Source organism: Cryobacterium sp. N19 (assembly GCF_002929595.1).
Classification (GTDB): Bacteria; Actinomycetota; Actinomycetes; order Actinomycetales; family Microbacteriaceae; genus Cryobacterium; species Cryobacterium flavum.
Genome location: NZ_PJJR01000047.1, coordinates 143,805 through 167,376 on the forward strand (window position 1 = coordinate 143,805; position 23,572 = coordinate 167,376).

A 23,572-nucleotide genomic window follows, 5' to 3' on the forward strand; every position below is an offset into this window, starting at 1 on the left:
TTGTGCGGTTTAGAACGCGAGAAAGTACATCAGGGCAACGTTGACGCCGAGCATGGGCACGCCGGTACCGACCTGCGCCTTGATCACCCCGTACTTATCCTTCATCTCCAGCAGGGCTGAGGGAACCAGGTTGAAGTTGGCGGCCATGGGGGTGACCAGGGTGCCGCAGAATCCGGAGAGCATGCCGATGGCAAAGACGGCGGCCGGGTTGCCGTCAAAGATCTGCACGAGTACCGGCCAGCCGATGGCGGCGGTCATGATCGGGAATGCCGCGAAGGCGTTGCCCATCAGCACGGTGAACAGGAACATGCCAACGCAGTAGACGAGCACGGCGGCGATCAGCGAGCCGTCCGGCAAAACGACGGTCGCGAGGGTGCCCACGGCCACGCCCACGCCGGCCTTGGTGAAGAGGATGCCCAGAGTCGACAACATTTGCGGCAACAGTGCCGCCCAGCCGATCGACTCCAGAATCCGACGCCCTTCGAGAATGGGGGTGAAGAGCTGGCGCGGCCGCAGAATGAACAGGCCGACGATCACGCCCGCGAGCGAACCGATTCCGAGAGCGACCAGGGTCGTGTTGACCGGGCTGATCAGCAGCTGTCCGTTGATGGAGATGTAGGGGGCCAGCAGCACGATGAGCACCGTGACGACCGGCAGGGTCAGTGCTGGGATGAACAGTTTGTTGCCGAATCGGCGAGAGGAGACATCGCGTTCCTCAGCAGTGGTCGTGCGTGCCCGGCCGTCTTTGAGCCGGCCGGTGCTCGCGAGCACGACCATGACGATGACGGCGATACCGAGAATCCAGCCGGGAGCCTGTTCGCTCTGCACCCAGGTGCCGTAGAAGAAGCAGAGGCCCAGGAGGCCCCAGAAGGCTGAGCTTCCCCAGCGGCGAGGGTGGCCCGCATCGCCGGCGATGAGCAGCGCCCAGGCCAGAAAGAGCGCGCCGACAAACCAGTAAACCGCTTCAACGCCAATCATGCCGTGCCTCCTGCGTTGATGATCTGGACGTTGTCGGCGGCCTCGATGGCGCGCACCTCGCGGTCGAGCTGTTTGTCGAGTCGAAGCAGCCGGAATCCATGCACGAGCAGGGCGGCGATGGCGGTCGGGATCGCCCAGACGGCAACGTGCAGGGGGTCGAGCTGCAGACCATAGGTGGCATCGACGAAGGTGGTGATCAGCAGAATCGAGCCGACGGCCACGAAGATATCTTCGCCAAAGAACACGCCGACGTTGTCGGTCGCGGCCGAATGCGCCTTGATCTTCTCCTTGATCGGGTCGGGAACCGTGCCGTAGCGCCGCAGGGCCGCGCCCTCCGCCATCGGAAAGATGAGTGGGCGCACGGTCTGCGCGTGGCCGCCGACACTGTTGAGGCCGAGCGCCGCCGTGGCCTGGCGAATAACGAGGTAGCCGATCAGCACCCGGCCCGTGGTCAGCCGCGACAGCCGGGAAATCAGTCGTTTGGCCTGCTGTTGCAGGCCGAAGCGTTCGATCAGTCCAATAACCGGGAGCACGATCACGAAAACGGTCACCGAGCGACTGCTGGCAAAGCCCGTTCCGAAGGCATCCAGAATCTCCAGCGGCGTCAGCCCGCCGAGCAGAGCCGTGACGATCCCAGAGACCGTGACCACGACCAGGGGGTTCATGCGAATGGCAAACCCCACGATGACGAGCAGCACACCAATCAGTACGAGCATATTTCTCCCAGTAGCGCCCGCGTACCCGGGTATCCGGGTACGCCAAATAAACCCGTGATCACCGGGGGTATTGCTCGCCATTTCAGAGCGGATGCCCGATCAGCGTTTTCCAGAGCCTACCGAATTGTTGAACAATCCCACAAGGTTTTGGCCGCAAGTTCTGTCGAGCCCCCTCGCGCAATCGCTTCAAATCTAAAAGAGTTCTCACGGTGCGCTTGCGCCCGGCTTAGCTGCGGGCGCCACCGTGAAGCACGGATTACCCCCACAGGTTCCCCACGTAGACGTCGACAATGTTTGATCGGGGTCAAAATCGTAGCCCGTCCGACATGCACCTAGCATGGCAACTGCCACCGACACCCGAGCACGCGAACAAATGCCGACCCAGATCATCGACCCCCTAATGGGTGTGACCCATAAAGGGTAGACAGGGAGTGCACTCCTCAATATTGTATTAATACCTACGGCAATACAGTCCGCGGGATGCGATCGATAACTGGAGTGAAGCACATGATGCGAAGCAAAGTTAAGACCGGCGCCCTCTCGGCGCTCCTGATCGGCACGTTAGTCGGTACCGGCGGTTTTCTGTCGGCCGGCGCAGCCTCAGCCGCCATCGCGCCGGGGTCACTGACTACGACCACGTCAACGTCTGCGGATGTCGACCGTTGGGTCGTCCCGCAGACTCAACAGGGCGGCGACTACTGGACCGCCGAGCGCATGCAGTCCGCCATCCCCGGCGAAGTACTGGTGCAGGACAACGTCGCGGCCGGCATGATCGGCGCCGTCGCAGCCGGAACCACCTCGCTCGTGGCCCCGCAGCAGGCCGACCCCGACCAGTCGCCCACGGCCACCCAGGTCTCCCCCATCTCGCACATCGGCAAGATCTTCTTCACCCTCGGCGGCACCGACTACGTTTGTTCCGGCAACTCCATCTCGGCCGCGAACGAGAACACCGTCGTCACTGCCGGGCACTGCGTCAATGAAGGTCCCGGCAACTTCGCCTCACGCCTCATCTTCGTGCCGGCCTACTAGAACGGCTCGGCACCGTTCGGCCAATGGAATGCCACCGAGCTCTACGCTCCCACCCAGTGGAGCAATAACGGCGATATCAGCTATGACACCGGCTTCGCCATCGTCGCCTCGCCCACCGGAACCTCGTTGAGCGACAGCGTCGGAGCCTCGGGCGTCACGTTCAACCAGAGCCGCGGCCTCACCTACACCGCCTACGGTTACCCGGCGGCCCCGCCCTTCACCGGCGAGACCCTGCAGTCCTGCTACGGCACCGCCAGCGCCGACCCCTACGGCCAGAGCCAGTCACAGGGAATCCCGTGCGACATGACCGGCGGCTCCTCTGGCGGCCCGTGGATGATCGGCAACGGCTCCAGCGGCCTGCAAAACTCAGTCAACAGCTTCGGCTACAACAACATCGCCAACACCATGTTCGGCCCGTACTGGGGCTCGGTCATCGAGAATACCTATGTCGCAGCATCCGCTTGATCCGAGCGACGCAGCCGACGTGGCCCGCCAAAAGCTCGACCCCGAGACTGACGATTGGAACGACGAGCGGATGCGCGCGGCCCGGCCGCGCAGCATCCGCCTGAACCCAGACGGGTCGCGCGAACAGGACACCGACGAACCGGAATCCTGAATATCTGAAGGCCCCGCCCAGAACCTGAGCGGGGCCTTCAGATTTGGCGACTAGACCGGAGCCAGTTCCTCAACCGTAAACGCGGCCTCGGTAGTGTCCTCGATGTCCTGCAAGCTCACGCCCGGGGCTCGCTGCCGCAACACGAGGCCGGTCGGCGTGACGTCGAAGACGGCGGTGTCGCTGATGATACGGTCCACGACGCGCACGCCGGTCAGCGGCAGGGTGCACTCGGTGACGATCTTCGGCGTGCCGTCTTTGGCGACGTGCTCGGTGAGCACCACCACCCGCGGGGTGCCGGCCACGAGATCCATTGCGCCGCCCATCCCCTTGACCATCTTGCCCGGGATGGTCCAGTTGGCGAGGTCGCCAAGCCCGGAGACCTGCATGGCGCCGAGAATGGCGACCTTCACGTGGCCGCCGCGGATCATGCCGAACGACGTCGCCGAGTCGAAGATCGACGCCCCGGGCAGCACCGTGACGGTCTGCTTGCCGGCGTTGATCAGGTCGGCATCTTCCTCGCCCTCGAAGGGGAACGGCCCCATGCCGAGCAGGCCATTCTCGCTCTGCAGGGTCACGTGGATTCCCTCGGGCAGGTTGTTGGCCACGAGCGTCGGAATGCCGATCCCGAGGTTCACGTAGTCGCCGTCGCTCAGTTCCTGCGCCGCGATCGCGGCCATTTCGTCTCTGGTCCAAGCCATGGTCATTCTCCTTAAGCGGATGCCAGCACGGGCCGGCTGCGCACGGTGCGCTGTTCGATGTCTTTGACCCGCGCCGAGGCCTGGATCAGGCGCTGCACGTACACCCCGGGGGTGATCACGTGGTTCGGGTCGATGTCTCCTGGCTCGACGATCAGCTCCGCCTCGGCGATGGTGACGAGCCCCGCGGTCGCGACGACCGGGTTGAAATTGCGGGCAGTGAAGCGGTACTCGAGGTTGCCGAGGGTGTCGGCGCGCCAGGCTTTCACCAGCGCGACGTCGGCGACGATGCCGCGTTCCTGCAGGTAGGTTTCGCCGTCGAAGTCGGCGAGCGGCTTGCCCTCGGCGATCAACGTGCCAACACCGGTCTTGGTATAGAACGCGGGAATACCCGCGCCGCCAGCCCGCAGCCGCTCGGCGAGGGTGCCCTGAGGGCTGAACTCCACCTCGAGTACGCCGGCCAGAAACTGCTCGGCGAACAGCTTGTTCTCACCCACATACGAGGCGATGACCTTGCGAACCTGGCCGGCTTCGAGCAGCACGCCCAGCCCCTTGCCGTCAACGCCCATGTTGTTCGAGACGACGGTGAGATCTTTCACACCGGATGCCCGCACCGCGTCGATGAGATCGGCCGGAATTCCGCTGAGGCCGAATCCGCCGACCGCGAGCACCATCCCGTCGCGCAGTACATCCTGCAGCGCCTCGCTCGCGCTGGCCTGAACCTTAGACATGCTGTCTCCTCGTTGAGTGATGATCCTGTGGAGTCCATGTTGTGGACATCGGCACGTAACGTCATGGTATTCAGGCGCAACAGGCCCTGTCAATTGCTAGTTTTATGAGAATCCACCCCATGAACAGTAGGCTGCTAATCATCCACATTATGGACAAAGGAGTCGATATGACTGGTCAGTCGCCCGCCCGCGAGCCTCGGAAGGCCCACACAACGCAGCCACCATGCCCGGCCCAGCAGCCACCGCTGGCCCAGCCCGTGCAGGGCGCTCAGGTCGTGGCGCGAATTGCCCTATTGTTGCGCCTGGTCGGACGAAACCCTTCGGGCACTCCCCTGGCCGAGATCGTGCGGGACTCCGGCCTGACCCGGCCCACGGTGCACCGACTGCTCACCTCGCTCGCCGCCGAGGGGCTGCTCGACCATGACGCCGTGCGGCACACTTGGCACTACGGACCAGAGGTCTTCGTCATGGGAACGGTCGCCGCCGCCCGCTACCCGATTGACGAACTCGCCCGACCGAGTCTCGTTCGCCTCGCCGAGGAGACCGGCGAAAGCGCGTTCCTCTCCATCCGGCGCGGCGCTGAAACCGTCTGCCTGCTCCGCGAGGAGGGCAGCTTCCCCATACGCTCCTTCGTGCTGCACGAGGGGGTGCGCTTTCCGTTGGGGGTCGCATCCGCTGGAATGGCGATTCTGGCCTACCTGCCCGACGCCGAAGTGGATGCCCTCCTCGCCGACACTGGTCTCGGCGAAACCGAGACCATCGCGGCTCGCTGGGGCGCCCAGCATTCACCCGCGAGCATCCGCGCCAATCTGGAACGCACCCGGGTCACCGGTTACGCGGTCAACCCCGGACTCATTCTGGAGGGCAGCTGGGGCATGGGCGCAGCGATCTTCGACCGCAGCGGACGACCGGGCTGGGCGCTCTCACTCACCGGAATCGAGCCACGGTTCAAGCCCGAACGGCAGAAGGTGCTCGGCCAGCTGCTGCTCGACGAGGCCAGCCGCATCACCCAGACCCTGCAGCGGCCACCACTCACCTAGCCAACGACGCGAGACGACGGAATCTGCCCCATTCGCCCGGCCCTCCACCCGCAGCGGGCAGCAATCTGGTCGGGGAACGAGAAAAGTCCCGACCGAAGCCGGGACTTTTCTTACAGTGTGGTGGAGCTTAGGAGATTCGAACTCCTGACCTTCTCATTGCGAACGAGACGCGCTACCAACTGCGCCAAAGCCCCAAACTGCCTTTGAAGAATATCACGGGCTGGGCGACAGTTTCACCGCTTTCAAGCGTGAGGCACGATTTCGAGACCGCGCCTGGCGCCCGAGTGCGGCGAACTAAACCGCGCGACGGCGTCGCAGTACGGCGTCGAGGTCGGTCATGCCCGGCTCCGTCTCACCGACGATACCCATCGACGCGAATCGACTCGGCACCGCGGCAGGCTCGGGGCGCACCAAGGGCGTGACCGCCCGGTTGGCTTCCTCGGCGAGCGCGGCGGCGCGGCGGGCTACCTCCGCTTCGGCGGCAGCCTTGCGCAGCTGATTGGCCGCTTCAACGGATGCCATCGCCGTCTGCGCGATGGATCCGCGCGACAGGTGCAGCGCGCGTGGCAGCGGCTGGGGCGTCCAAGTGGCTGCGGCGACCGGAGTCTCTTCGAGCTGAACGGGTTCAAAGGTCTGGCCGATCAGCACTGGCAGCTCAACCGGGGCTTCCAGCCGCACGATGCGGGCAGAGCGGGCGACCGTGGCCAGGCGGCCCAGGATGCCGAACGCGGCGACCATGACGACTCCGCCGCTGACCAGCGCGGTGAACGAACCCGCCAGAGCGGGCGCGATTCCTGATCCAGCCAGCACGAGGCCGGCCAGCAGAATCGTCGACACCAAGCCGCGAAAGCGTCGAAGCCGGCGGAGTTTCTTCACCGGCGACTCCGGCAGGCGCGGTGTGGCTGCGGCGGCCACAGCGGCGGCTGCGCGGCGAACGTCGCGAGCAGCATCCGCTACCGCCTGCGCTTCAACCCGTTCGGACTGCTCGACCCGGGCCAGAACCCGCTGCTGCTCAGCCACGGTGCGAGCCGTCGCCTCAAGCCGCACTTGCTGAGGAACCTCGGCTGTTTCCGCCAGAATACGCAGTGTCTGCTGCAATCGCACCGCATTTCGTTCGGTCGCCTGATACTGCTTGCGCCGCGACCAGGTGGGCATCAGATAGGCAACCCAGAGCACGGCAGCCACCGCCACCATGACCCCGCCGCCCAATGCCTCACTACTCATGTTGACAACGGTAAGAGGCGCGGGCGCATCCGCCGAGGATTACTCTCGGTGTGTCACCCAACTTAATGCACTGATCCTGCCCCCGAACAGGGAAATTCTTCACCGTCATCGGGTGATGACACGCACCGGATGCGCGGCCGACTCGAGATCTGCCGTGGTGACGCTCGCGGCATCCGCTGGCACCAGGCCATCCTGCCAGCGACGCATGACGCCCTGGCCGAGTTCCTCGGCGACCAGACCGAAGCAAAAGTGATCGCGCCAGTCGCCGTTGATGTGGATATAGCGGCGGCGCAGTCCCTCGTACCGAAAGCCGAGTTTCTCGACGACGCGCAGGCTGGCCTTGTTCTCGGGGCGGATGCAGATTTCCATGCGATGCAGGCCGAGCTGGTAGAAGCAGTAATCGGTGGCGAGGGCCACGGCCGTGGGAGTAACCGACTGGCCAGCGAATTTCTCGCTCACCCAGTATCCGATCGTCGCCGACGACAGCGATCCCCAAGTGATCGACGAGACGTTGAGCTGGCCAGCCAGTTCACCGTCCTGCTCCACGATGAACGGCAGACCGTGGCCCGACCGTGAGTGCGTCAACAGACTACGGATACTCGCCCGCGTGTCGAAGGACATCGGCGCGTACGGATTGGTCGCCTCCCACTTGCGCAGCCACGACCGGTTGGCCAGCAATTCGCCCTCGAGGGTGCGCGCATCGCGCAAGCGGATGGGGCGCAGGGTGATGGCGCCCTCACGAAGGGTCGGAATTGCGATCGGCACGGTTCGCCTGTCTGTTCTGGAATGGAAGCTGGGTGATGATTTAGTCGAGCGTGGCGACGAATTCGCGCAGCCACGGTTTCAGGTCGGCACCGAGATCTTCACGATCGACGGCGAGTTGCACAATGGCCTTGATGTAATCGAGCCGATCGCCGGTGTCATAGCGCCGACCGCGAAAGATCAGGCCATATACGCCGCCGGTCGACTCGGGGTTGACGGCCATCTCCTGCAGGGCGTCGGTGAGCTGAATCTCGTTGCCCTTGCCGGGCGCCGTGTGTTCCAGAATATCGAAGACTTCGGGGCGCAGCACGTAGCGACCGATGATGGCGAGGTTCGAGGGGGCATCGGCGGCGCTCGGCTTTTCGACCAGGCCGGTGATGCGCACGACGTCGGGATCGTCGGTGGACTCGACCGCGGCCGCGCCATACATATGAATCTGCGAGGGGTCCACCTCGAGCAGAGCCACGATGCTGGCACCGCGCTTGACCTGTTCCTCGAGCATGCGGGTCAGCAGCGGGTCGCGGGCGTCGATGATGTCGTCACCGAGCAGCACCGCGAAGGGCTCGTTGCCCACGTGCATGCGCGAGCGCAGCACGGCGTGGCCGAGTCCGCGCGGGTCGCCCTGACGCACATAGTGGATGTCGGCGAGTTCGTTGGATTCGCGCACCTTGGCGAGCCGGGTCTGGTCGCCCTTGCGTTCGAGCATGGCCTCAAGTTCGGTCATGCGGTCGAAGTGGTTTTCCAGGGCATTCTTGTTGCGACCGGTAACCATCAGTACGTCGCTGAGGCCGGCCGCGACGGCTTCTTCGACGACATATTGAATCGCCGGCTTGTCAACGACCGGCAACATCTCCTTCGGCATGGCCTTGGTCGCTGGGAGGAAGCGTGTTCCGAGTCCAGCTGCGGGAATGACGGCTTTAGTTATCGGGGTACCCATGGGCACTAGGTTAGTGGCAAGTAGGATGCCTTATATGGACTCCGACACAGGTCATTACAAGCGTGCGCTGAGAGCGGAATTGCGCGAACGCCGCCAGAACATGACCTCCTCGGAACGCGAGGCCGCCACGGCCGGCTTCACCGAAAACCTGCAAAGCCTCGTGCTCGACCTGTCGGCGCGGTCGATCTCCTGTTATTTATCAGCTCGCAACGAGCCAGATACTCGACCTTTTCTCAACTGGGCCACGGCAGAAGGCATCCGGATTCTGTTTCCGATTTCACGCGAAGACGGCCTGCTCGATTGGACCGTCGGCGACGGTGAGGAAGAATTCACCGGCATTTCGGGGGTGCCAGAAGCCGTCGGAACCCTGCTCGGCCCGATCGCCATCAACGATGTCGACCTCATCATCGTTCCGGCGGCGGCCGTCGGTGAGGACGGACTGCGCATGGGCTGGGGTCGCGGCTACTTCGACAAGACCCTCGGATCGATGGAGAAGTGCCCGCCGGTCTACGCCGTGGTGTTCGACAGTGAATATCTGCAGGAAGTTCCTCGCGAGGTGCACGATCAGCCGGTCAACGGCCTCGTAACGCCGACCAGAATCATCGCTTTCTGACCGTTTTTACCGCTCATGACGCGCATTCTGAACGTGCGGGCCCTTGGGCGCGCATAACCTTAGTACTGGCAGGCGTTTGCCTGTCGGCTCAACCAGCTGGAGATGCAGTGCCTACCTACTCTTACCGTTGCACCGAGTGCGACACCGCCTTCGATATCCAGCAGGCCTTCACCGACCACTCGCTCACGGTGTGCCCGACCTGCCAGGGAAAGCTGCGCAAGGTGTTCTCCTCGATCGGCGTGACCTTCAGCGGCTCCGGTTTCTACAGCAACGACTCCAAGTCGGACTCGAAGCGGTCCAATCCCAACCTCGATCGCAAGCCGGCCGAGAAGTCTGCCGACACGTCCGACTCGTCGGCGAGTAAGCCGGCCGAGAAGAAATCCGAGAAGAAGCCCGACAGCACGCCCGCCAAGTCGTCGACACCGTCCTCCTCCGTTCCGGCCGCGAAGGCGTCTTAGGTAGATGGCGCTGACAAAGACGGTCTCCCAAGTCATTCGATTGGAGCACCCCGTGATCAACGGTTTCAAAGAATTCATCATGCGCGGCAACGTCATCGACCTCGCCGTCGCGGTCGTCATCGGCACGGCGTTCACCGCCGTGGTTACCGCCATCGTCGTTAACATCTTCAACCCACTGATCGCCGCGCTATTCGATGCCGCGACCCTCGCCGAAGCCCTGCCGATTCCGTTGCGCTCCGGCGAGAATCCGCCGACGCTTATGCTCGGAGCGGTCATCGCAGCGATCATCAACTTCGTACTGATCGCTGCCGTGGTGTATTTCGTCTTCGTGCTGCCGCTCAACAAGCTGAAGGAGTCGCAGGACCGCCGCCGCAACGCGGGTATTCCCGCGGCCGTCGTCGTGGACCCCACCACCGAGCTCGACCTGCTCACGGAGATCCGTGATCTTCTGGCCAAGAACGCCGCCGCTGACCAGGGCCCCAAGCACTAACTACCAGTGCGGCGGGCGATCCTGCCGCAGTTGCGACTCGTTGGCGCTGGGCGCACTTCCGGTGTGCGCGACGCCGCCCTCTTCGCGCAGCACGGGCGGGTGCGGGTTGGGGTCGGTGTCCGGTGCCGGCAGCAGCTTGGCGCGCCGAGCCTTGCCTGCGGCCTTCACGATCGGCTGACGAGCCGTTCCGAGAGGCGGCACACCGTCAGAAGCATTCACGCGCCAGGCCGCTTCGGAGCGATCGGGTCGCCGGTCGAAAAGGGAGCGGCATCCGTTTTGGGCATACCGGCGATCGCAGCGACGCGCGCGGCAACGGCGTCGGGGTTACTGAACAGCTCGAAGCTGTGCACGCGCAGGTAGTGCCAGCCGAGGCGTCGCAGCACTTCGGGGCGCAGCCGCAGGGACTCGCGCAGGCTGGCGCGGCCGACGACGGCATCCGTTTCGACGACGATCGCGCGGGTGCCGTAGGACGCGGCGAGGGCGAGCTTGCCGCGGTGGCCGAGGCGCACGGTGAGGCCGAGCTTTTCGAGGCGGCCGCCGAGGTCGACCAGCATTGCCTCGCTCGCGTCGGGCACCTGCACCTCGTCGCGCCGCGCTTCAGTTTCGCTGAGCACCTGGGACAGGGCGAGGATGCCGTGGCGCTGGCGGTCCTCGTCGATGTCGGCCGGCCGGAAGCACGAGACGATGTCGAGCGCGCGGCGGGCGCGGGTCATGCCGATCGCGAGCAGGCGTTCGCCGCCGGGCTCGCCGAGCGAACCGAAGTTCGACAACAGGCGACCGTGCGGGGTGCGGCCGTAGCCGATCGAGAAGATCACCCGGTCGCGGCTTTGCGCGACGGCCTGCTCGAGGGTGAGCACGGTGAACGGTTCGCTGCGGTCCTTCAAAATGAAGTCCGAGAGGTCGGTGCGCTTGGCGAACGCGGCGAGCACGGCCTGCTGCACGCGCACGGCGTGCCGGGTGCTCGCGGTGATCACCATGAGCGATTCGCGCGGGCGCTTTGACGCGTGGTCGAGCACGAGGTCGACGACCTTGACAACCTCGGCGTCGACGCTCTCGATGGCACCGCTGTCGGCGTCGGGCATGCCGCGGCCGCCGGCCACATAGTTGATGGTGAGGCTGCCGTGGCCGAGAAAACTGCCGGCCCAGGGCAGGGAGTCGATGCGTCCGCCGTAGAAACGGTGGTTGACGAGTTCGGCGAGGTCTTCGCCGCCGGCCCGGTAGCTGCGGGTCAGGGTGAGGGTCGGCAGCAGTTCGCCGAGGCGGGCCAGGGCGGAGTCGGCGTGCAGGGCGTCCACCGAGACCTCGGGCGCGGCCGTCTCCCCTGAGCCGGCGATACCGGTCTCGAAGGCCGACGGGGTCTGGGTGACCGGGTCGCCGAACGCCACGATCTGGCGGCCGCGGCGAATCGCGCCGACGTTTTCGGCGAGGGTTGTGGCGCCGGCGTCGACGAGCAGCACGGTGTCGAAGGTGATCTGGTCGCTGATGCCGGCGATCTCATACGGCGAGGCCAGCCAGACCGGGGCGAGGACGCGGCCGAGGTGCGGGGCAACTTCGTTCAGCCGGGCCGGGGTGGCGCGGTCGGCGCGCAGCAGGCGGCGCAGCTGGTCGGCTTCCTCGGGAAAGTCGACGACGCCGATCTTCCACGTTTCGGCGAGCAGCCAGGCCAAAAGCTTGCCGGTAGCGGATGCGTGCGCCTCGTCGACGAGTTTGAAATCGGCCTCGAGGCGGTCCAATACCGCAGTGTTGGCGCCGAGCAACGCCCGGTCGCTCGCGAGCATGATCTCGAGCACGGACTGCCACCAGGCCAGCTCGAGCTCGGCGGCGACGTTCTCCTCCGAGACATGTCGCTGGGACAAATCGGTCATCAGCGGGTCGAGGTTGTGCTCGCGCAGCGTTGCCAGCAGTGCGGTGCGCTCATGCAGGTTCGCGAGCACCTCGCTCTCGGCGGCGAGGCCGGAAATCATCGACACGAGCTCATTGATTTGGCGCCCGGCGAGAGCGCGCGTCGTGCCAATCGTGCCGAGCGGAACGTCGAGCAGACCGAGGTCTTCGGAGACTCGCTGAAAAGCGACGTGCACATCGTTGATGCCGACCGGCACCTCGGGCGTGACACCGGCGGCGGCATAGCGCTGCCAGAGCGTGCGCTGGCTTTGGATGCGGCGGAGGCTCTCGTTCATGTCGTTGACCCGCACGCCGGGGCGCTGGTATTCCTCGGCGAGCTTACGCAGCCTTCTGCGGCTGGCCGAACTCATCTCCGACGATTCGCGGCGCGACGAGGTGGCGGCGATCAGCTCGGTGAGCGACCGGTCGTAAACCCCGGGCTGAAACTTGTCGAGCGTTTCGCGAATATCCAGCAGCAGACGCAGGTAGATGCCGAGCTCGTTGATGGTCTCGAACGGGCGCAGCCGGGTCTGGCCGATGAGGCCGTTGGCCCGTTCAAGCAAACGCGGCAGTTCGATCTGGTTGATGCGTTTGGCGAGCTGGTGGCTGTTGGAGGCATCCGCTGTGGAGGTGAACGAGGCACCGTACCAGGGCGAGTCGCCGGGACCGTAGCGGAACTCGCCGAGCACGGCGGCCTTGATCAGGGTGTTGGCAGCGGCTGACCGGGAATGGGCGAGCAGTTCGAGGGCCTGGCGGTCGAGGCGGGCGGTGGTCGACGGCGGCTCGGGCAGCTGGGCCAGGCGGGCCAGTTCACCGAGCGCGTCGAGCACGGAGACTCCGAGGGCCGAGTCGCGGCGGGTGAGCGCCGACCGGTAGTCGAGCAGCACCTTGCGGAGGCGCACAAGGGCGTCGTCGACGTCGCCGACGCGCGGCTGGGCGGCCTTCTCATTGCGGGTGATCGATTGGATCAGGTCGCGGCGCAGGGTGCGCGGGGTCACGGCGATGCCGGGCAGGCCCACCTGCACGAGGCGGCCGTGGATGCCGTCGAGGCTCGAACGGCGGGCGCTCACCACGAGCACCCGCTTGTGCTGGGCCACGAGCGAGCCGATCGCGTTGACGATGGTCTGAGTGCCGCCGGTACCGGGCAGGGTTTTCACGACGAGGGAGTTGCCGGCCGCGATCTGCGCGACAACGTTCTCCTGCTCGGAGTCGGCGTCGCCGAGCAGCGTGTCGGTGGCCGGCGGCCTGGCATCCTGTCCGATCGGAACCACCGGGTTGTACGCCGTCTCGATGTTGCGGCGGGCGGTCTTGTTGCCGGCCACGGCGTCGAGCAGCGGATGGTCAAGGTTCGACGCGTCGGCGGCCAGCGCCCGCCCCACGTCGGCGAAGCTTGAGACCACCAGGCGCGGCACGACGTTGAACCAGGGCAGGTGTGAGGTCAACCCGCGCAGACGGTCGATGACCGGTTGCGGTTTGAACGCGCCGTTAGTCACGGCGAGCGCCACAAAAGCGTCGGCGTCGAGCACGATCTGAAACTGGTCCTTCAGGGCACGGGCGAGTTCCGGGTTGAGAAAGGGCTGGCCCTTGAGCTTGAGTTCGTAGTCGCGGCCGTAGCGGCGAATGGCGAGGGGGCGCAGCAGCACCGGGGCGCTGTAGTCCACATCCTGATAGCGCCATTCGGCGAGGCCGATGGCGAGATTGACCGATTCGAGGCCGCGCATGGAGCGCAGTTCGATGCCCTTCTGCGTGATCTCGTTCGCGGCCAGGCGGGCGTTACGCAGCGCAAGCTCATCGCGAATGAGGTTGGACAGCAGGGTGGTCTTGCCGATGATGAACTGCGGCAGACCGCCGGGATGCGTGGCGCTCAGCTCGATGCGGGTGCGGGCTTCATCGGTGAAGTGCAGCAGCGGGGAGCGGCCGCCGAGCGCGGCGAGTTCGTCGCGCCAGCGCTGCCAGACCGGCTCGGCGATGTTACCGGCGGTGAACGCCGGATCGCCCAGACTGAGGTTGTGTGGACTCGTCACGTTTTGAGGGTCGACGGGAACGACGTCCAGGTACTTGGAAAGCACGTCGTCGTCGTCTTGTTTTCTATCGAGGTGCCACACAGGGATACCCTAATTGGCAAATCACCGGTTTGCCCTGAGGCGGCCGGGGTTTCGCGTGTTTGTGCCCCAATCTGGCCGTTCACAGCCAGCCTCGCCGTTTGAACACGGTGTACAGGGTAAACCCCATGGCGAGCATCAGAGCGATCGCAAAGGGATAGCCGAGCGGCCAGTGCAGCTCGGGCATGTTGTCGAAGTTCATGCCGTAGATGGTGCCGACCAAGGTCGGGGCGAAAAGGATAGCCGCCCAGCTGGAGATCTTCTTCACTTCTTCGCTCTGCGCGAGGCTCGTCTCGGACAGGTGCCGCATTTCGTCGTTCTGGCGTTGGCCCACCAGGGTGCTGTGTACGGTCAGAGCGTTCTGCAGCAGTTGCCGAAACGCGTCGCCGCGCTCCACGATGCGCAGAGTGTGGTCGAGCACGTCACGCAGGTGCCGGTGCAGTTCGAGGTCCACGTTGTATTTGTCGAAGCCCCGCTGCATCGCCTCGAACATGCTCACGAGCGGCTGGGTGGCCCGCTGAAACTCGATCACCTCGCGGGACAGTGCGTAGATGCGTCGGCTGACCTCCGGGTCGCCGTCGAACAGCTGGTCTTCGATCTCGTCAATGTCGTTCTCCAGCCCGGCCACGACCGGCCCGTATTCGTCGACGACCTGGTCGAGAATGGCGTACAGCACGGCCTCCGGGCCGAGGGCGAGCAGGTGCGGGGTGCTCTCCATCCGCTCCCGCACCAGGGCGAGGTCGGGCGATTCGGCGTGGCGAATGGTCACCACGAAATCGGGGCCGACGAACACGTGCAGCTCACCGAATTCGACGCGCTCTTCGTCGTCCATGTAGCGGGCCGGGCGCAACACAATGAACAGGATGTCTGCGTACCGTTCAATCTTCGACCGCTGGTGCCCCTTGAGGGCGTCCTCCACGGCCAGGTGGTGCAGGCTGAACTCGGTCGCGACGGCCCGCACTTCCTCCTCGCTCGGCCGGTACAGCCCGATCCAGGCGAAGCCCTTCTTCTCTTTCATCACTTCGAAGGTCTCGTCGAGGCTCGGCGGCGTGGCAACCCGGTGCCCGTCCACGTAGACCGCGTTGTCCACCAGCGCCATTGGCTCTCCTTCTCCGATCTACCAGTGTGCCACTCGGCGTAGCTGCGCGGTAACGCCGGTGCAGTTTTGCCGGCGGGTACGGTTAGATCGTGCCGCAAACGTTTTTTTCCCTCTTGTTACAACCGCGCGCGCCGCTTCCCCAGACCGACCGGCTACTACTCGCCGCCGCTGTCGCCCGGGTCTGCGCCGTTGACCTGGCGGCCGTCACCATCGAACAACGCTGCGAACGCTGCGGCGGCGCGCATGGGCGGCCTCGCGTGCTGACACCGGGCGGGGTGCACGTGAGCCTGAGCCGCGCCGGTCGCACCGTTGTCGTTGCCGTGTCGCAGGTCGGACCGATCGGGGTCGACCTGGAGAGCGTGGCCTCGGTCGCCCGGGCCGGATTCGACGACGTCGCGTTCAACGCCGACGAGCGCACCGCCCTAGCGGAGCTGCCGGTCGACGAGCGCGATCGGGCGCGCGCCGCGCTCTGGACCACCAAGGAGGCTCTGCTCAAGCTCTCCGGCGAGGGGCTGACGGTGGACCCGCGCGAGGTGACCGTGGCGTTGGGGCCGGGTGGGGCATCCGCTCTGCTGAGCTGGCCGACCGCCACCCTCGATCTGAGCCGGGTGCACGTCGTGGGCTTCGACGCGGGCCCCGGTCTGGTGGGCACCCTGGCCTTGCTCGGTCCGAGAGCCCCGAGCCTTTCGATGCTTTAAAACTCACTCTTTCCGCTCGCAGCCATCCCTTTCACGCCGCCGCGGGAGTTGTGCCAGTGCGCGGGAGGCGGAACTCCCGCGCACTGGCGCAGGTCCAGCCCGTCGCGTCGCGCTGGAATTGTGGCCAAGCCCGAACTCCCGCGAATCGGCGCAACACCCGCGTAGCCCACGCTGCACGGGCGCCCCTCCGCCGGAACTCCCGCGCACCGGCGCAACACCCGCGCAGCCCCCTGGGCAGGTCCGAGCGGCGCGACGTCGAACTCCCGCGTACCGGCTCAACTCCCGCGCAGCCGCGCAACACCCGCGCAGCTCCCTCGGTACCTCCGAGCGGCCCGATATCAAACTCCCGCGCACCGGCGCAACACGAGCCCGTCGCGTGACGCTGGAGCTGAGGCGCCGGGCGAGAAAATCCGCTACGACGAGGGGCGTTCGAGGCCGCGCAGAACGCGCTGTGGCCCAGGCCGCAATCCAAGCTCCAGCAGCCGCCGACGCAAGGAGAATTGGCTCATCCCGACCGAGGCCGGCCACCGGCCGAATCCGTGTACCTGGCGCCGAATCCCGTCCTCGCGCTGCTTCTCGTCGTACTGTACCTGCTCAGGAGAGCGGCCGGCCAGATATTCCGGGTTGAAGTATTTGACCTTGCCATCGCACTCGCCCGCGCTGTCGATCTCGCGCCAGTAGAAGTCCGTCTCGCACTCCTTGCCATCGACGATGAACGGATGCTGTAACTCCGGCTCAGGAAATCCGCTCAGGGCGATGTTCACCCGGCTGGCCGACTCCGCTGGCGAACCCGAGAGATGCGTCGCGAACTGGATGATCGCGCGGGCGCGGCGCGAACCGCGGAAGGGAAGCATCCGCTCGAGGGTGGCGAGGAGTGCGTCTTTGGTGGTCAGGGTTGGGGTGCGTCCAAATCGGTCCTGATAGAGCGCGCGGTCGACCAATGCCACGGCGGATTTCAGATCGAGGGTCGCGGCCAGATCGACCACCGTGCGTTCGATGGTCGTCACGAGCAGTCCATCGGTTGTAGTGACGTCCCGGGCATCCACACCGAGTGCGTGACAGCGGACTCCCGGATCCGAGCGTCCGCCGGAGGCTCGTTCGACGAGCAGGTGCACTTCGTTCGGCCAGCCGACGAGCATCGGCAGCCCCCAGAGCACGGCGGCCGACTGGTGGCAGAGCACCGCCTGACCGCGACGAGTGAGGGCTGCCCCGCGCACCCGGATCAGGTAGCGCTCGTCGTCGCGCAATTGATCCCAGCGCGCGCTGGGATAGTACAGGCCGCGGCTCACTCGCTGCAGTCGGCCGCGTGACGACTCGCGTCGAAGGCGAAAGTCGACGCCGAAAGCGTTGCCGAGGTCAGATGCGAGGATGAGGCCGTCGCCGGGATCGGGACTGGTGCTCATTCGGGATGTCAGGCTGAGGCTCGCGCTCGGGTCGAAGCTCGGTTGAGACATAGAGCCAGCGTGCCCGGACGGCGAACACAGCGGGCCAGAGATCTTCATTCTGGCCAATAACCGGCCTCACGCCCGCCTGTGGAGGAGTCGCGCCCGGCCGCCACCCTTCTCGTGAAGCTCGCATTCGACGGATGCCCGCGTCTGGCCGACCCGAGTCATCCGTCTTGCGCTGCAGGTGAGCGTTCGCCGTCTTCGTGCAGAGCCGCCCACGTTGTGGAGGGGCGCCGCACCGGCGTGGTATCTGTCTGGCGACGGATGCCGGCCCTCGGCCGTTCGCGGCCGTCCGTTTCACGCCGCCGCGGGAGTTGCGCCAGTGCGCGGCAGGCGGAACTCCCGCGCACTGGCGCAGGTCCAGCCCATCGCGTCGCGCTGGAGTTGTGGCCAAGCCCGAACTCCCGCGAATCGGCGCAACACCCGCGTAGCCCACGCTGCGGGGGCCAGCACCTCACTCGAACTCCCGCGCACCGGCGCAGCACCCGCGCACGGCACCTCAGCACCTCAGAGTGGGCGGGCATCGAACACCCGCGCACCGGCGCAGCACCGGCGCAGCAAACCCCGCAGCTGACCGCGCTGGCGCACGTCAGCACCTCGGCGCCGTCGAGGCGGCCAACCTCGAATTCCCGCGCAGGGCAACCACGCCCACGCCCACGAGGCTCGGCTAGAGACTCGGCAGCGCGCTCTGCTGCACCCAGCGGGCCACAAACCCGCCGATCGCCCGGCTGCCGGTGTGTTCGGAGAAGAACTCCACGAAGTCCTCGGTGGAGACCTGACCGTGCCGCCGGGCCGCGGTGTAGGCGCGCAGGGCGGCAAAGAAGGCCTCGTCACCGAGCGATTTGCGAATCGCGTGGAGGGCGAGCGCGCCGCGTTTGTAGACCCGGTCGTCGAACATGGCGTGCGGGCCGGGATCGCCGACGACGATGTCGTGCGGCAGGGCCGCCACCTTGCCGCGGTGCAGTACGGCAAGGGAGTCGGCGGTGCGACCGCCGCGCTGTTCCTCCCAGAGCCATTCGGCGTAGCAGGCGAAACCCTCCTGCAGCCAGATGTCCTGCCAGCGGGCCACGGTGAGGCTGTTGCCGTACCACTGGTGTGCCAGCTCGTGGGCGATCAGGCGGTCGCTGCCGTGCTCCCCGTCGACATGGTTGCTGCCGAACACGGCCAGGCCGTGCGCCTCGAGGGGGATCTCCAGCTCGTCGTCGGTCACCACGACCGAGTATGACGCGAACGGGTACGGGCCGAACCGGTCGGCGAAGAACGCGATCATCTCGGTGAGGCGAGCGAAGTCGGTGCCGACCCGGGTCGCAAGCTGGGCCGGAAAGAACAGACTGTGCGCGACCGGAGCTGCGGCGAGGTCGCGGCGACGGTAGCGGCCGATCAGCACCGTGGCGAGGTAGGTCGCCATCGACTCGCGCACATCGAAGGTCCAGCTGGTGCGGCCCGACCGGCTCGACCTGGCCGACAACACCCCGTTCGACACCACGGTGTAGCCGGATTCGCAGGCGATCTCGATGCGATAGGTGGCTTTGTTACTCGGATGATCGTTACAGGGAAACCAGGATGCGGCCCCGCACGGCTGCCCGGAGACCAGCACGCCGTCGTCGAGTTCTTCCCAGCCGACGTCGCCCCAGGCGCTGCGAACCGGATGCGGCGCCCCGCGATAGCGCACCGTCACCTCGAACACCGCCCCGGCCTCAACCCGAGTGGCAACGCTGATCACGAGTTTGCGGGCGCTGTGCGTCACTTTGGTCGGCCGCTCGCCGTTGACCGTGACCTTCTCCATGCTCAGCCCGGCGAAGTCAAGGCTGAACCGGTCGAGGGGTATGAGGGCGCGCGCGGTGATGATCGCGGTCGCGTTCAGCCGGTTGGTAGCCACCCGGTAGGACAAGTTCAAATCGTAGTGTTCGGCAACGTAACCGCCGTTGCCGCCGGTGGGAATATAGGGGTCGCCAGCGCTGGCCGAGCCGTAGGTCGTCTGCACAGGGGCCATCGGTCCACTATTCCACGTTCACCATTGCCACGGCGGCTGATGCCACGGCGTGATCGGGTTGCCAGACCAGAGCGACCCGGTGGGTACCCGTTCGCCGCGCATCACGAGCGAGCCGGGCCCCACGGTCGCCCCAGCTGAAATCGACGCGGCCGGGAGAATGACGCCGTTCGGCCCGAGCGTCGATCCGTCGGCGAGTTCCACCGCGTCAAGCTGCATGATGCGATCGTGAAAGAGGTGGGTCTGCACGACACAGCCGCGGTTGACGGTGCTGCCGTCGCCCAGCCGCACCAGGTCTGCCTCGGGCAACCAGTACGTCTCACACCAGACGCCGCGCCCCACCGAAGCCCCCAGCGTGCGCAGCCACACGGCGAGCGCTGGCGTGCCGGAGGCCTTCTCGGCAAACCACGGGCGGGCGACCATCTCGACGAAACTGTCCGACACCTCGTTGCGCCAGATGAACGATGACCAGAGCGGATGCTCCGACGCGTCGATCCGCCCTACCAGCATCCACTTGACCACCGTTGTCACCCCGGCTGCCACGGCGCCGGCGGCGAGCATGACCACGCCGGACAGCGCGATCGCCGCGCCGAGGCCGAGCTGCAGCCAGAGCAGGTCGAGCAGGGTGAGCGCGAGCAACGCGATCCAGGCGCTGGTGAAGCCGGCCACGATGCGCAGGAGTTCCCACAGCGATCGGGCTACTTTCAGGCGCACGGGAGGGTGGAAGGTGCGGGAGTCGTCGGCATCCGTTTGCTTGCGACGCAGTCGCGAGGGCGGGTTGCCGAGCCAGCTCGACCCACGCTTGGCCTTGCGCGGGGTCGAGGAGAGTACCGCGACGAGTCCGTTGCGCGGTACCGTGCGGCCGGGACCGGCCATGCCGCTGTTGCCGAGAAAAGCCCGGCGGCCAACTTTGGCCGGGCCGATGTGCATCCAGCCGCCGCCGAGTTCGTAACAGGCCACCATGGTGTCGTCGGCGAGAAACGCGGCGGGCGCGATGGTCGTGAGCGACGGCAGCAGCAGCACGGTCGATGCCTCGACGTCCGCTCCTACTTTGGCGCCGAGCAGGCGCAGCCAGGTGGGGGTGAGCAGGCTCGCATAGACCGGAAACAGCACGGTGCGGGCGCCATCGAGGATGCGTTCGGTCATCCAGACCTGCCAGCCGATGCGGCTGCGCACCGGGTAGTAGCCCTCGCGCAGGCCCACGCCGAGGACGCGCACGAAGCCGATCACGAGCAGCGCGTAGACGAGACCGCCCGCGATGACGGCGACCGGCATGATCAGGGCGGCGCGCAACACGGCCACGGCGAGACTGTCCGCGTGACCGACGACGGCACCCACGATGAGCGTGCCGAGTACGAGGGCGACCGTGGGGATCGCGATCATCGCGACCGACCCGGCCGCGAAGGCGCCGAGCCAGCGACTGGCCCGCGGCGGTCGTTCGGCCGGCCACGGGCGGCGAGCTGAGCCCACCCGACGCGCCGGGGAACCGGCCCAGCGCTCCCCCGCCGGCACCCGCGACGAGACGGCGGCGCCCGGGTCGATCTCGGCGCCGTTACCTACGTGGGCGCCACCGAGCAGGGTACTGCGGGAGCCGATGCGAGCATCTGCGCCGACGTGCAGGTGGCCGATGCGCAGCACGTCACCGTCGATCCAATGCCCGGCCAGGTCGACTTCGGGTTCGATCGAAGCCTGGGCACCGATGGTCATCAGTCCGGTCACCGGCGGCAGCGAGTGCAGATCGACGTCGGGGCCGATCTCTGCGCCAAGTGCTCTGGCGTAGTAGCTGATCCAGGGCGCGCCGGCCAGGCTTGCGGCGTCGACGAGCAGCGCGATCTGCTCGGCCAGCCAGAGCCGCAGGTGCACCGACCCGCCCCGCGGGTAGTTGCCCGGCATGACGTCGTGCAGCAGCAGCCGTGCGGCAATCACGGCGATGAGCATCTTGCCAGGCGGGGTGACGAACAGCGCAAACCCGAGGGCCACCCACCACCACGACAGCGTCGGGGCAAAGCTGGCACCGTTCACGCTCAGCAGGTTGTTGGCAATGGCCAGATAGACCAGCCAGCGCGCGCCACTCAACACGTGCAGCGGAATGCCGAGCACCGTCTGGGCCAGCTGGCTGCGGGCCGGCGTCGGCAAAACGTTCCGCAGCACCGGGGGTGTGACGGGGGTGCGGGCATCGAGTTCGTCGGCGAGCGAGCCGATGCGCGGGTGGTCGTAGAGGTCGGCGACGGTGGTTTCAGGATGGCGGGCGCGTACGGCCGACACGAACTGGGCGGCCGAGAGTGAGCCGCCGCCCTGGGCGAAGAAGTCGTCGTCGGGCCCGGTCACCGGCACCCCCAAAATGGATGCCCACGCCTCGGCCAGCCACGCCGCCGTCGGTGACAGCGCGGCCGCGTCGTCGTCCGAGGCCGGGAGCGGCCACGGCAGCGCCGCCCGGTCAACCTTGCCCGAGGTGCGGGTGGGCAGCGCGTCGACCACGGCGAGAAGTGGCACGAGCGCGGCGGGCAGTTCCTCGCGCAGCCGGGTTAGAGCGGCCTTCCGGTCGAGCGGAGCGTTCGCGCTGGTGAGCGCGATATACCCGACGAGGACGTGATTGCCGGCCGGGGTGATCTGCACCACGGCGGCGCCGCCGGCCACCCCGTCCAGGGCGTTGAGGGCGGCATCCACTTCGCCGAGTTCAATGCGTCGGCCGCCGAGTTTCACCTGGTCGTCGGCGCGCCCAGCGAACACCAGGCCGGCGCGGTCGAAGCGCACGAGGTCGCCGCTACGGTAGGCGCGCGCCCAGCCGAGCTGAGGGTGCGGCGCATATTTCTCGGCGTCTTTGGCCGCGTCGAGGTAGCGGGCCAGGCCGACGCCGCCGATAATGAGCTCGCCGATCTCACCCTCTAAAACCCGCTCGCCGCGCGCGTCAACGACGGCGAGGTCCCAGCCGTCGAGCGGCAGGCCGATACGCATCTCGCCAACGCCGTCGACGAGGGCGCCGCAGGCGACGACGGTGGCCTCAGTCGGGCCGTACGTGTTCCAGACTTCGCGGCCGCGGGTGGCAATGCGAGCGACCAGTTCGGGCGGGCAGGCTTCGCCGCCGAAGATGAGCAAGCGCACGGCTTCGAGCGATTCTTCCGGCCATAGGGCGGCGAGGGTCGGCACGGTCGACACCACGGTGATGCCGTGCGTGATCAGCCAGGGGCCAAGGTCGGCGCCGCTGCGCACGAGGGAGCGCGGGGCCGGCACGAGGCAGGCGCCGTTTCGCCAGGCCAGCCACATCTCTTCGCAGCTCGCGTCAAAGGCCACCGAGAGTCCGGCGAGCACCCGGTCTGCGGGGCCGATCAGTTCAGATCGCAGGAACAAGCCGGCCTCGGCATCGACGAAGGCGGCCGCCGAGCGATGGGTGACGGCGACGCCCTTGGGCACGCCGGTCGAGCCGGAGGTGAAGATGACCCAGGCATCATCGTCGGGCGAGGGAATATTCGCGGTCGGAAACACCAGCGCGGGATCCTCCTGCGGTTCGATGCGGCGAGCGCGCAGGGACTGCAGGTCGAGGCCGTCACGCGGCGCGAACACACTGCTCTCGCCGATGATGCCGACCACGTGTGCCTCGGCGAAGACCAGCCGGGCGCGTTCTTCGGGGTCGTCGGCATCGACCGGAACGTAGGCGGCACCCACGAACAGAGTCGCCAGAATGGACACGTACAGGTCACGGGTGCCCGAGGGGATGCGAATGCCCACGGTGTCGCCGCGTCGCACGCCGGCCAGGCTCAGCGCGTTGGCTTGGGCCTGCACCCGCCGCAGCAGGCCGCGGTAGCTGATCGTGCCGGCCGCGTCTTCCAGCGCTAAAGCATCCGGATGCTGCGCTGCGGTTACCGCAAGAATGTCGGCCAGGGTGCGAGCCGGCTTGGCCCGGTGGCCTGCCGCGAGCACCGACTGGGAGTGCCCGCTGGCGCCCGCTGGGCTGTGCTGGTGCTCGCTCACACGCCTCCTCGTTCAGGTCGTGGCAGTACGGCACGCCGCGAAAGTATCAGTCTAGAACTCGCGGGTAACGGACGGGTGAACTGTGCGGCGCTCTCCGCT

21 protein-coding genes and 1 tRNA gene are annotated in these 23,572 nt (G+C 66.7%); 8 read left to right on the plus strand and 14 right to left on the minus strand.

Annotated elements, in window-relative coordinates:
- Positions 1-9 precede the first annotated feature (9 nt).
- On the minus strand, positions 10-978 hold the full coding sequence (locus tag CXY78_RS06095) for a DUF979 domain-containing protein (protein WP_104088584.1): 969 nt from the start codon (positions 976-978) through the stop codon (positions 10-12).
- The gene (locus tag CXY78_RS06100) at positions 975-1,694 is read right to left on the minus strand and encodes a DUF969 domain-containing protein (protein WP_104088585.1); all 720 of its coding nucleotides are present in this window, start codon (positions 1,692-1,694) and stop codon (positions 975-977) included. The genes CXY78_RS06095 and CXY78_RS06100 overlap by 4 nt, the downstream gene beginning before the upstream one ends.
- Positions 1,695-2,201: 507 nt before the next feature.
- Between CXY78_RS06100 and CXY78_RS21570 the strand changes: the two genes are divergently transcribed.
- The 3 genes from CXY78_RS21570 to CXY78_RS20970 all read left to right on the plus strand — a co-directional run bounded on the left by CXY78_RS21570 (position 2,202) and on the right by CXY78_RS20970 (position 3,339).
- Entirely contained in the window at positions 2,202-2,723 is a 522-nt protein-coding gene (locus tag CXY78_RS21570; protein WP_233206104.1) for a hypothetical protein, read from the plus strand.
- 126 nt (positions 2,724-2,849) lie between these two features.
- On the plus strand, positions 2,850-3,188 hold the full coding sequence (locus CXY78_RS21575) for a serine protease (RefSeq protein ID WP_233206105.1): 339 nt from the start codon (positions 2,850-2,852) through the stop codon (positions 3,186-3,188).
- Positions 3,169-3,339, plus strand: coding sequence for a hypothetical protein (locus tag CXY78_RS20970; RefSeq protein ID WP_158252848.1), 171 nt, complete (start codon positions 3,169-3,171; stop codon positions 3,337-3,339). Before CXY78_RS21575 ends, CXY78_RS20970 begins: the two co-directional genes overlap by 20 nt.
- Before the next feature lie 50 nt (positions 3,340-3,389).
- On the opposite strand, the gene CXY78_RS06110 is transcribed toward CXY78_RS20970, so the two are convergent.
- Both CXY78_RS06110 and CXY78_RS06115 read right to left on the minus strand, forming a co-directional pair.
- On the minus strand, positions 3,390-4,037 hold the full coding sequence (locus tag CXY78_RS06110; RefSeq protein WP_092341630.1) for a CoA transferase subunit B: 648 nt from the start codon (positions 4,035-4,037) through the stop codon (positions 3,390-3,392).
- Positions 4,038-4,048: 11 nt separating this feature from the next.
- Positions 4,049-4,765, minus strand: a complete 717-nt coding sequence (locus CXY78_RS06115) for a CoA transferase subunit A (RefSeq protein WP_092341575.1) — start codon at positions 4,763-4,765, stop codon at positions 4,049-4,051.
- 167 nt (positions 4,766-4,932) lie between these two features.
- Here CXY78_RS06115 and CXY78_RS06120 point away from each other — a divergent pair, with 167 nt between their 5' ends.
- The gene (locus tag CXY78_RS06120) at positions 4,933-5,805 is read left to right on the plus strand and encodes an IclR family transcriptional regulator (protein ID WP_104088587.1); all 873 of its coding nucleotides are present in this window, start codon (positions 4,933-4,935) and stop codon (positions 5,803-5,805) included.
- Between the two features lie 118 nt (positions 5,806-5,923).
- On the opposite strand, the gene CXY78_RS06125 is transcribed toward CXY78_RS06120, so the two are convergent.
- From CXY78_RS06125 to galU, 4 genes are all read right to left on the minus strand, one after another.
- A tRNA-Ala gene (locus CXY78_RS06125) sits at positions 5,924-5,999 on the minus strand.
- 100 nt (positions 6,000-6,099) lie between these two features.
- Positions 6,100-7,029, minus strand: a complete 930-nt coding sequence (locus CXY78_RS06130; RefSeq protein WP_092341574.1) for a hypothetical protein — start codon at positions 7,027-7,029, stop codon at positions 6,100-6,102.
- Between the two features lie 105 nt (positions 7,030-7,134).
- Positions 7,135-7,794, minus strand: coding sequence for a GNAT family N-acetyltransferase (locus CXY78_RS06135; RefSeq protein WP_104088588.1), 660 nt, complete (start codon positions 7,792-7,794; stop codon positions 7,135-7,137).
- A gap of 40 nt (positions 7,795-7,834) precedes the next feature.
- Complete coding sequence (gene galU, locus CXY78_RS06140; protein ID WP_092341572.1) at positions 7,835-8,728, minus strand: UTP--glucose-1-phosphate uridylyltransferase GalU; 894 nt, start codon at positions 8,726-8,728, stop codon at positions 7,835-7,837.
- Between the two features lie 34 nt (positions 8,729-8,762).
- On the opposite strand from galU, the gene CXY78_RS06145 reads away from it, so the two are divergent.
- The 3 genes from CXY78_RS06145 (at position 8,763) to mscL (ending at position 10,289) form a co-directional block, all read left to right on the plus strand.
- Complete coding sequence (locus CXY78_RS06145) at positions 8,763-9,341, plus strand: 5-formyltetrahydrofolate cyclo-ligase (RefSeq protein ID WP_092341571.1); 579 nt, start codon at positions 8,763-8,765, stop codon at positions 9,339-9,341.
- 107 nt (positions 9,342-9,448) lie between these two features.
- A complete protein-coding gene (locus tag CXY78_RS06150; protein ID WP_104088590.1) occupies positions 9,449-9,799 on the plus strand; it encodes an FmdB family zinc ribbon protein in 351 nt (116 codons plus the stop codon).
- 4 nt (positions 9,800-9,803) lie between these two features.
- A complete protein-coding gene (mscL, locus tag CXY78_RS06155) occupies positions 9,804-10,289 on the plus strand; it encodes a large conductance mechanosensitive channel protein MscL (protein WP_233206106.1) in 486 nt (161 codons plus the stop codon).
- Here mscL and CXY78_RS06160 read toward each other — a convergent pair whose 3' ends face one another.
- From CXY78_RS06160 to CXY78_RS06170, 3 genes are all read right to left on the minus strand, one after another.
- Positions 10,290-10,508, minus strand: a complete 219-nt coding sequence (locus CXY78_RS06160; protein WP_092341568.1) for a hypothetical protein — start codon at positions 10,506-10,508, stop codon at positions 10,290-10,292.
- Positions 10,505-14,275 (minus strand): ATP-binding protein, encoded by a 3,771-nt coding sequence (locus CXY78_RS06165; RefSeq protein WP_104088592.1) that lies wholly within the window; start codon positions 14,273-14,275, stop codon positions 10,505-10,507. Before CXY78_RS06165 ends, CXY78_RS06160 begins: the two co-directional genes overlap by 4 nt.
- Before the next feature lie 79 nt (positions 14,276-14,354).
- Positions 14,355-15,371 (minus strand): magnesium and cobalt transport protein CorA, encoded by a 1,017-nt coding sequence (locus CXY78_RS06170; protein WP_092341566.1) that lies wholly within the window; start codon positions 15,369-15,371, stop codon positions 14,355-14,357.
- Between the two features lie 89 nt (positions 15,372-15,460).
- Between CXY78_RS06170 and CXY78_RS06175 the strand changes: the two genes are divergently transcribed.
- Positions 15,461-16,069 carry a 4'-phosphopantetheinyl transferase superfamily protein gene (locus tag CXY78_RS06175; RefSeq protein ID WP_158253280.1) on the plus strand — a complete coding sequence of 203 codons (609 nt, stop codon included), beginning with the start codon at positions 15,461-15,463 and terminating at the stop codon, positions 16,067-16,069.
- A gap of 413 nt (positions 16,070-16,482) precedes the next feature.
- Here the strand turns inward: CXY78_RS06175 and CXY78_RS06180 are convergent, their stop codons facing one another.
- From CXY78_RS06180 to CXY78_RS06190, 3 genes are all read right to left on the minus strand, one after another.
- Complete coding sequence (locus tag CXY78_RS06180; RefSeq protein ID WP_092341564.1) at positions 16,483-17,472, minus strand: hypothetical protein; 990 nt, start codon at positions 17,470-17,472, stop codon at positions 16,483-16,485.
- Between the two features lie 709 nt (positions 17,473-18,181).
- Positions 18,182-19,507 (minus strand): M1 family metallopeptidase, encoded by a 1,326-nt coding sequence (locus CXY78_RS06185; RefSeq protein WP_104088595.1) that lies wholly within the window; start codon positions 19,505-19,507, stop codon positions 18,182-18,184.
- An 18-nt stretch (positions 19,508-19,525) separates the two neighbouring features.
- A complete protein-coding gene (locus tag CXY78_RS06190; RefSeq protein ID WP_104088597.1) occupies positions 19,526-23,473 on the minus strand; it encodes a Pls/PosA family non-ribosomal peptide synthetase in 3,948 nt (1,315 codons plus the stop codon).
- Between the last annotated feature and the right edge of the window lie 99 nt (positions 23,474-23,572).

Coding starts and splice junctions, on each gene's coding strand:
- CXY78_RS06120 (WP_104088587.1), top strand. CDS start 4,933: ATGACTGGTCAGTCGCCCGCCCGCGAGCCTCGGAAGGCCCACACAACG.
- CXY78_RS06145 (WP_092341571.1), top strand. CDS start 8,763: ATGGACTCCGACACAGGTCATTACAAGCGTGCGCTGAGAGCGGAATTG.
- CXY78_RS06185 (WP_104088595.1), bottom strand. CDS start 19,507: ATGGCCCCTGTGCAGACGACCTACGGCTCGGCCAGCGCTGGCGACCCC.
- CXY78_RS06180 (WP_092341564.1), bottom strand. CDS start 17,472: ATGAGCACCAGTCCCGATCCCGGCGACGGCCTCATCCTCGCATCTGAC.
- CXY78_RS06115 (WP_092341575.1), bottom strand. CDS start 4,765: ATGTCTAAGGTTCAGGCCAGCGCGAGCGAGGCGCTGCAGGATGTACTG.
- CXY78_RS20970 (WP_158252848.1), top strand. CDS start 3,169: ATGTCGCAGCATCCGCTTGATCCGAGCGACGCAGCCGACGTGGCCCGC.
- CXY78_RS06100 (WP_104088585.1), bottom strand. CDS start 1,694: ATGCTCGTACTGATTGGTGTGCTGCTCGTCATCGTGGGGTTTGCCATT.
- galU (WP_092341572.1), bottom strand. CDS start 8,728: ATGGGTACCCCGATAACTAAAGCCGTCATTCCCGCAGCTGGACTCGGA.
- CXY78_RS06110 (WP_092341630.1), bottom strand. CDS start 4,037: ATGGCTTGGACCAGAGACGAAATGGCCGCGATCGCGGCGCAGGAACTG.
- CXY78_RS06095 (WP_104088584.1), bottom strand. CDS start 978: ATGATTGGCGTTGAAGCGGTTTACTGGTTTGTCGGCGCGCTCTTTCTG.
- mscL (WP_233206106.1), top strand. CDS start 9,804: ATGGCGCTGACAAAGACGGTCTCCCAAGTCATTCGATTGGAGCACCCC.
- CXY78_RS06130 (WP_092341574.1), bottom strand. CDS start 7,029: ATGAGTAGTGAGGCATTGGGCGGCGGGGTCATGGTGGCGGTGGCTGCC.
- CXY78_RS21570 (WP_233206104.1), top strand. CDS start 2,202: ATGATGCGAAGCAAAGTTAAGACCGGCGCCCTCTCGGCGCTCCTGATC.
- CXY78_RS06170 (WP_092341566.1), bottom strand. CDS start 15,371: ATGGCGCTGGTGGACAACGCGGTCTACGTGGACGGGCACCGGGTTGCC.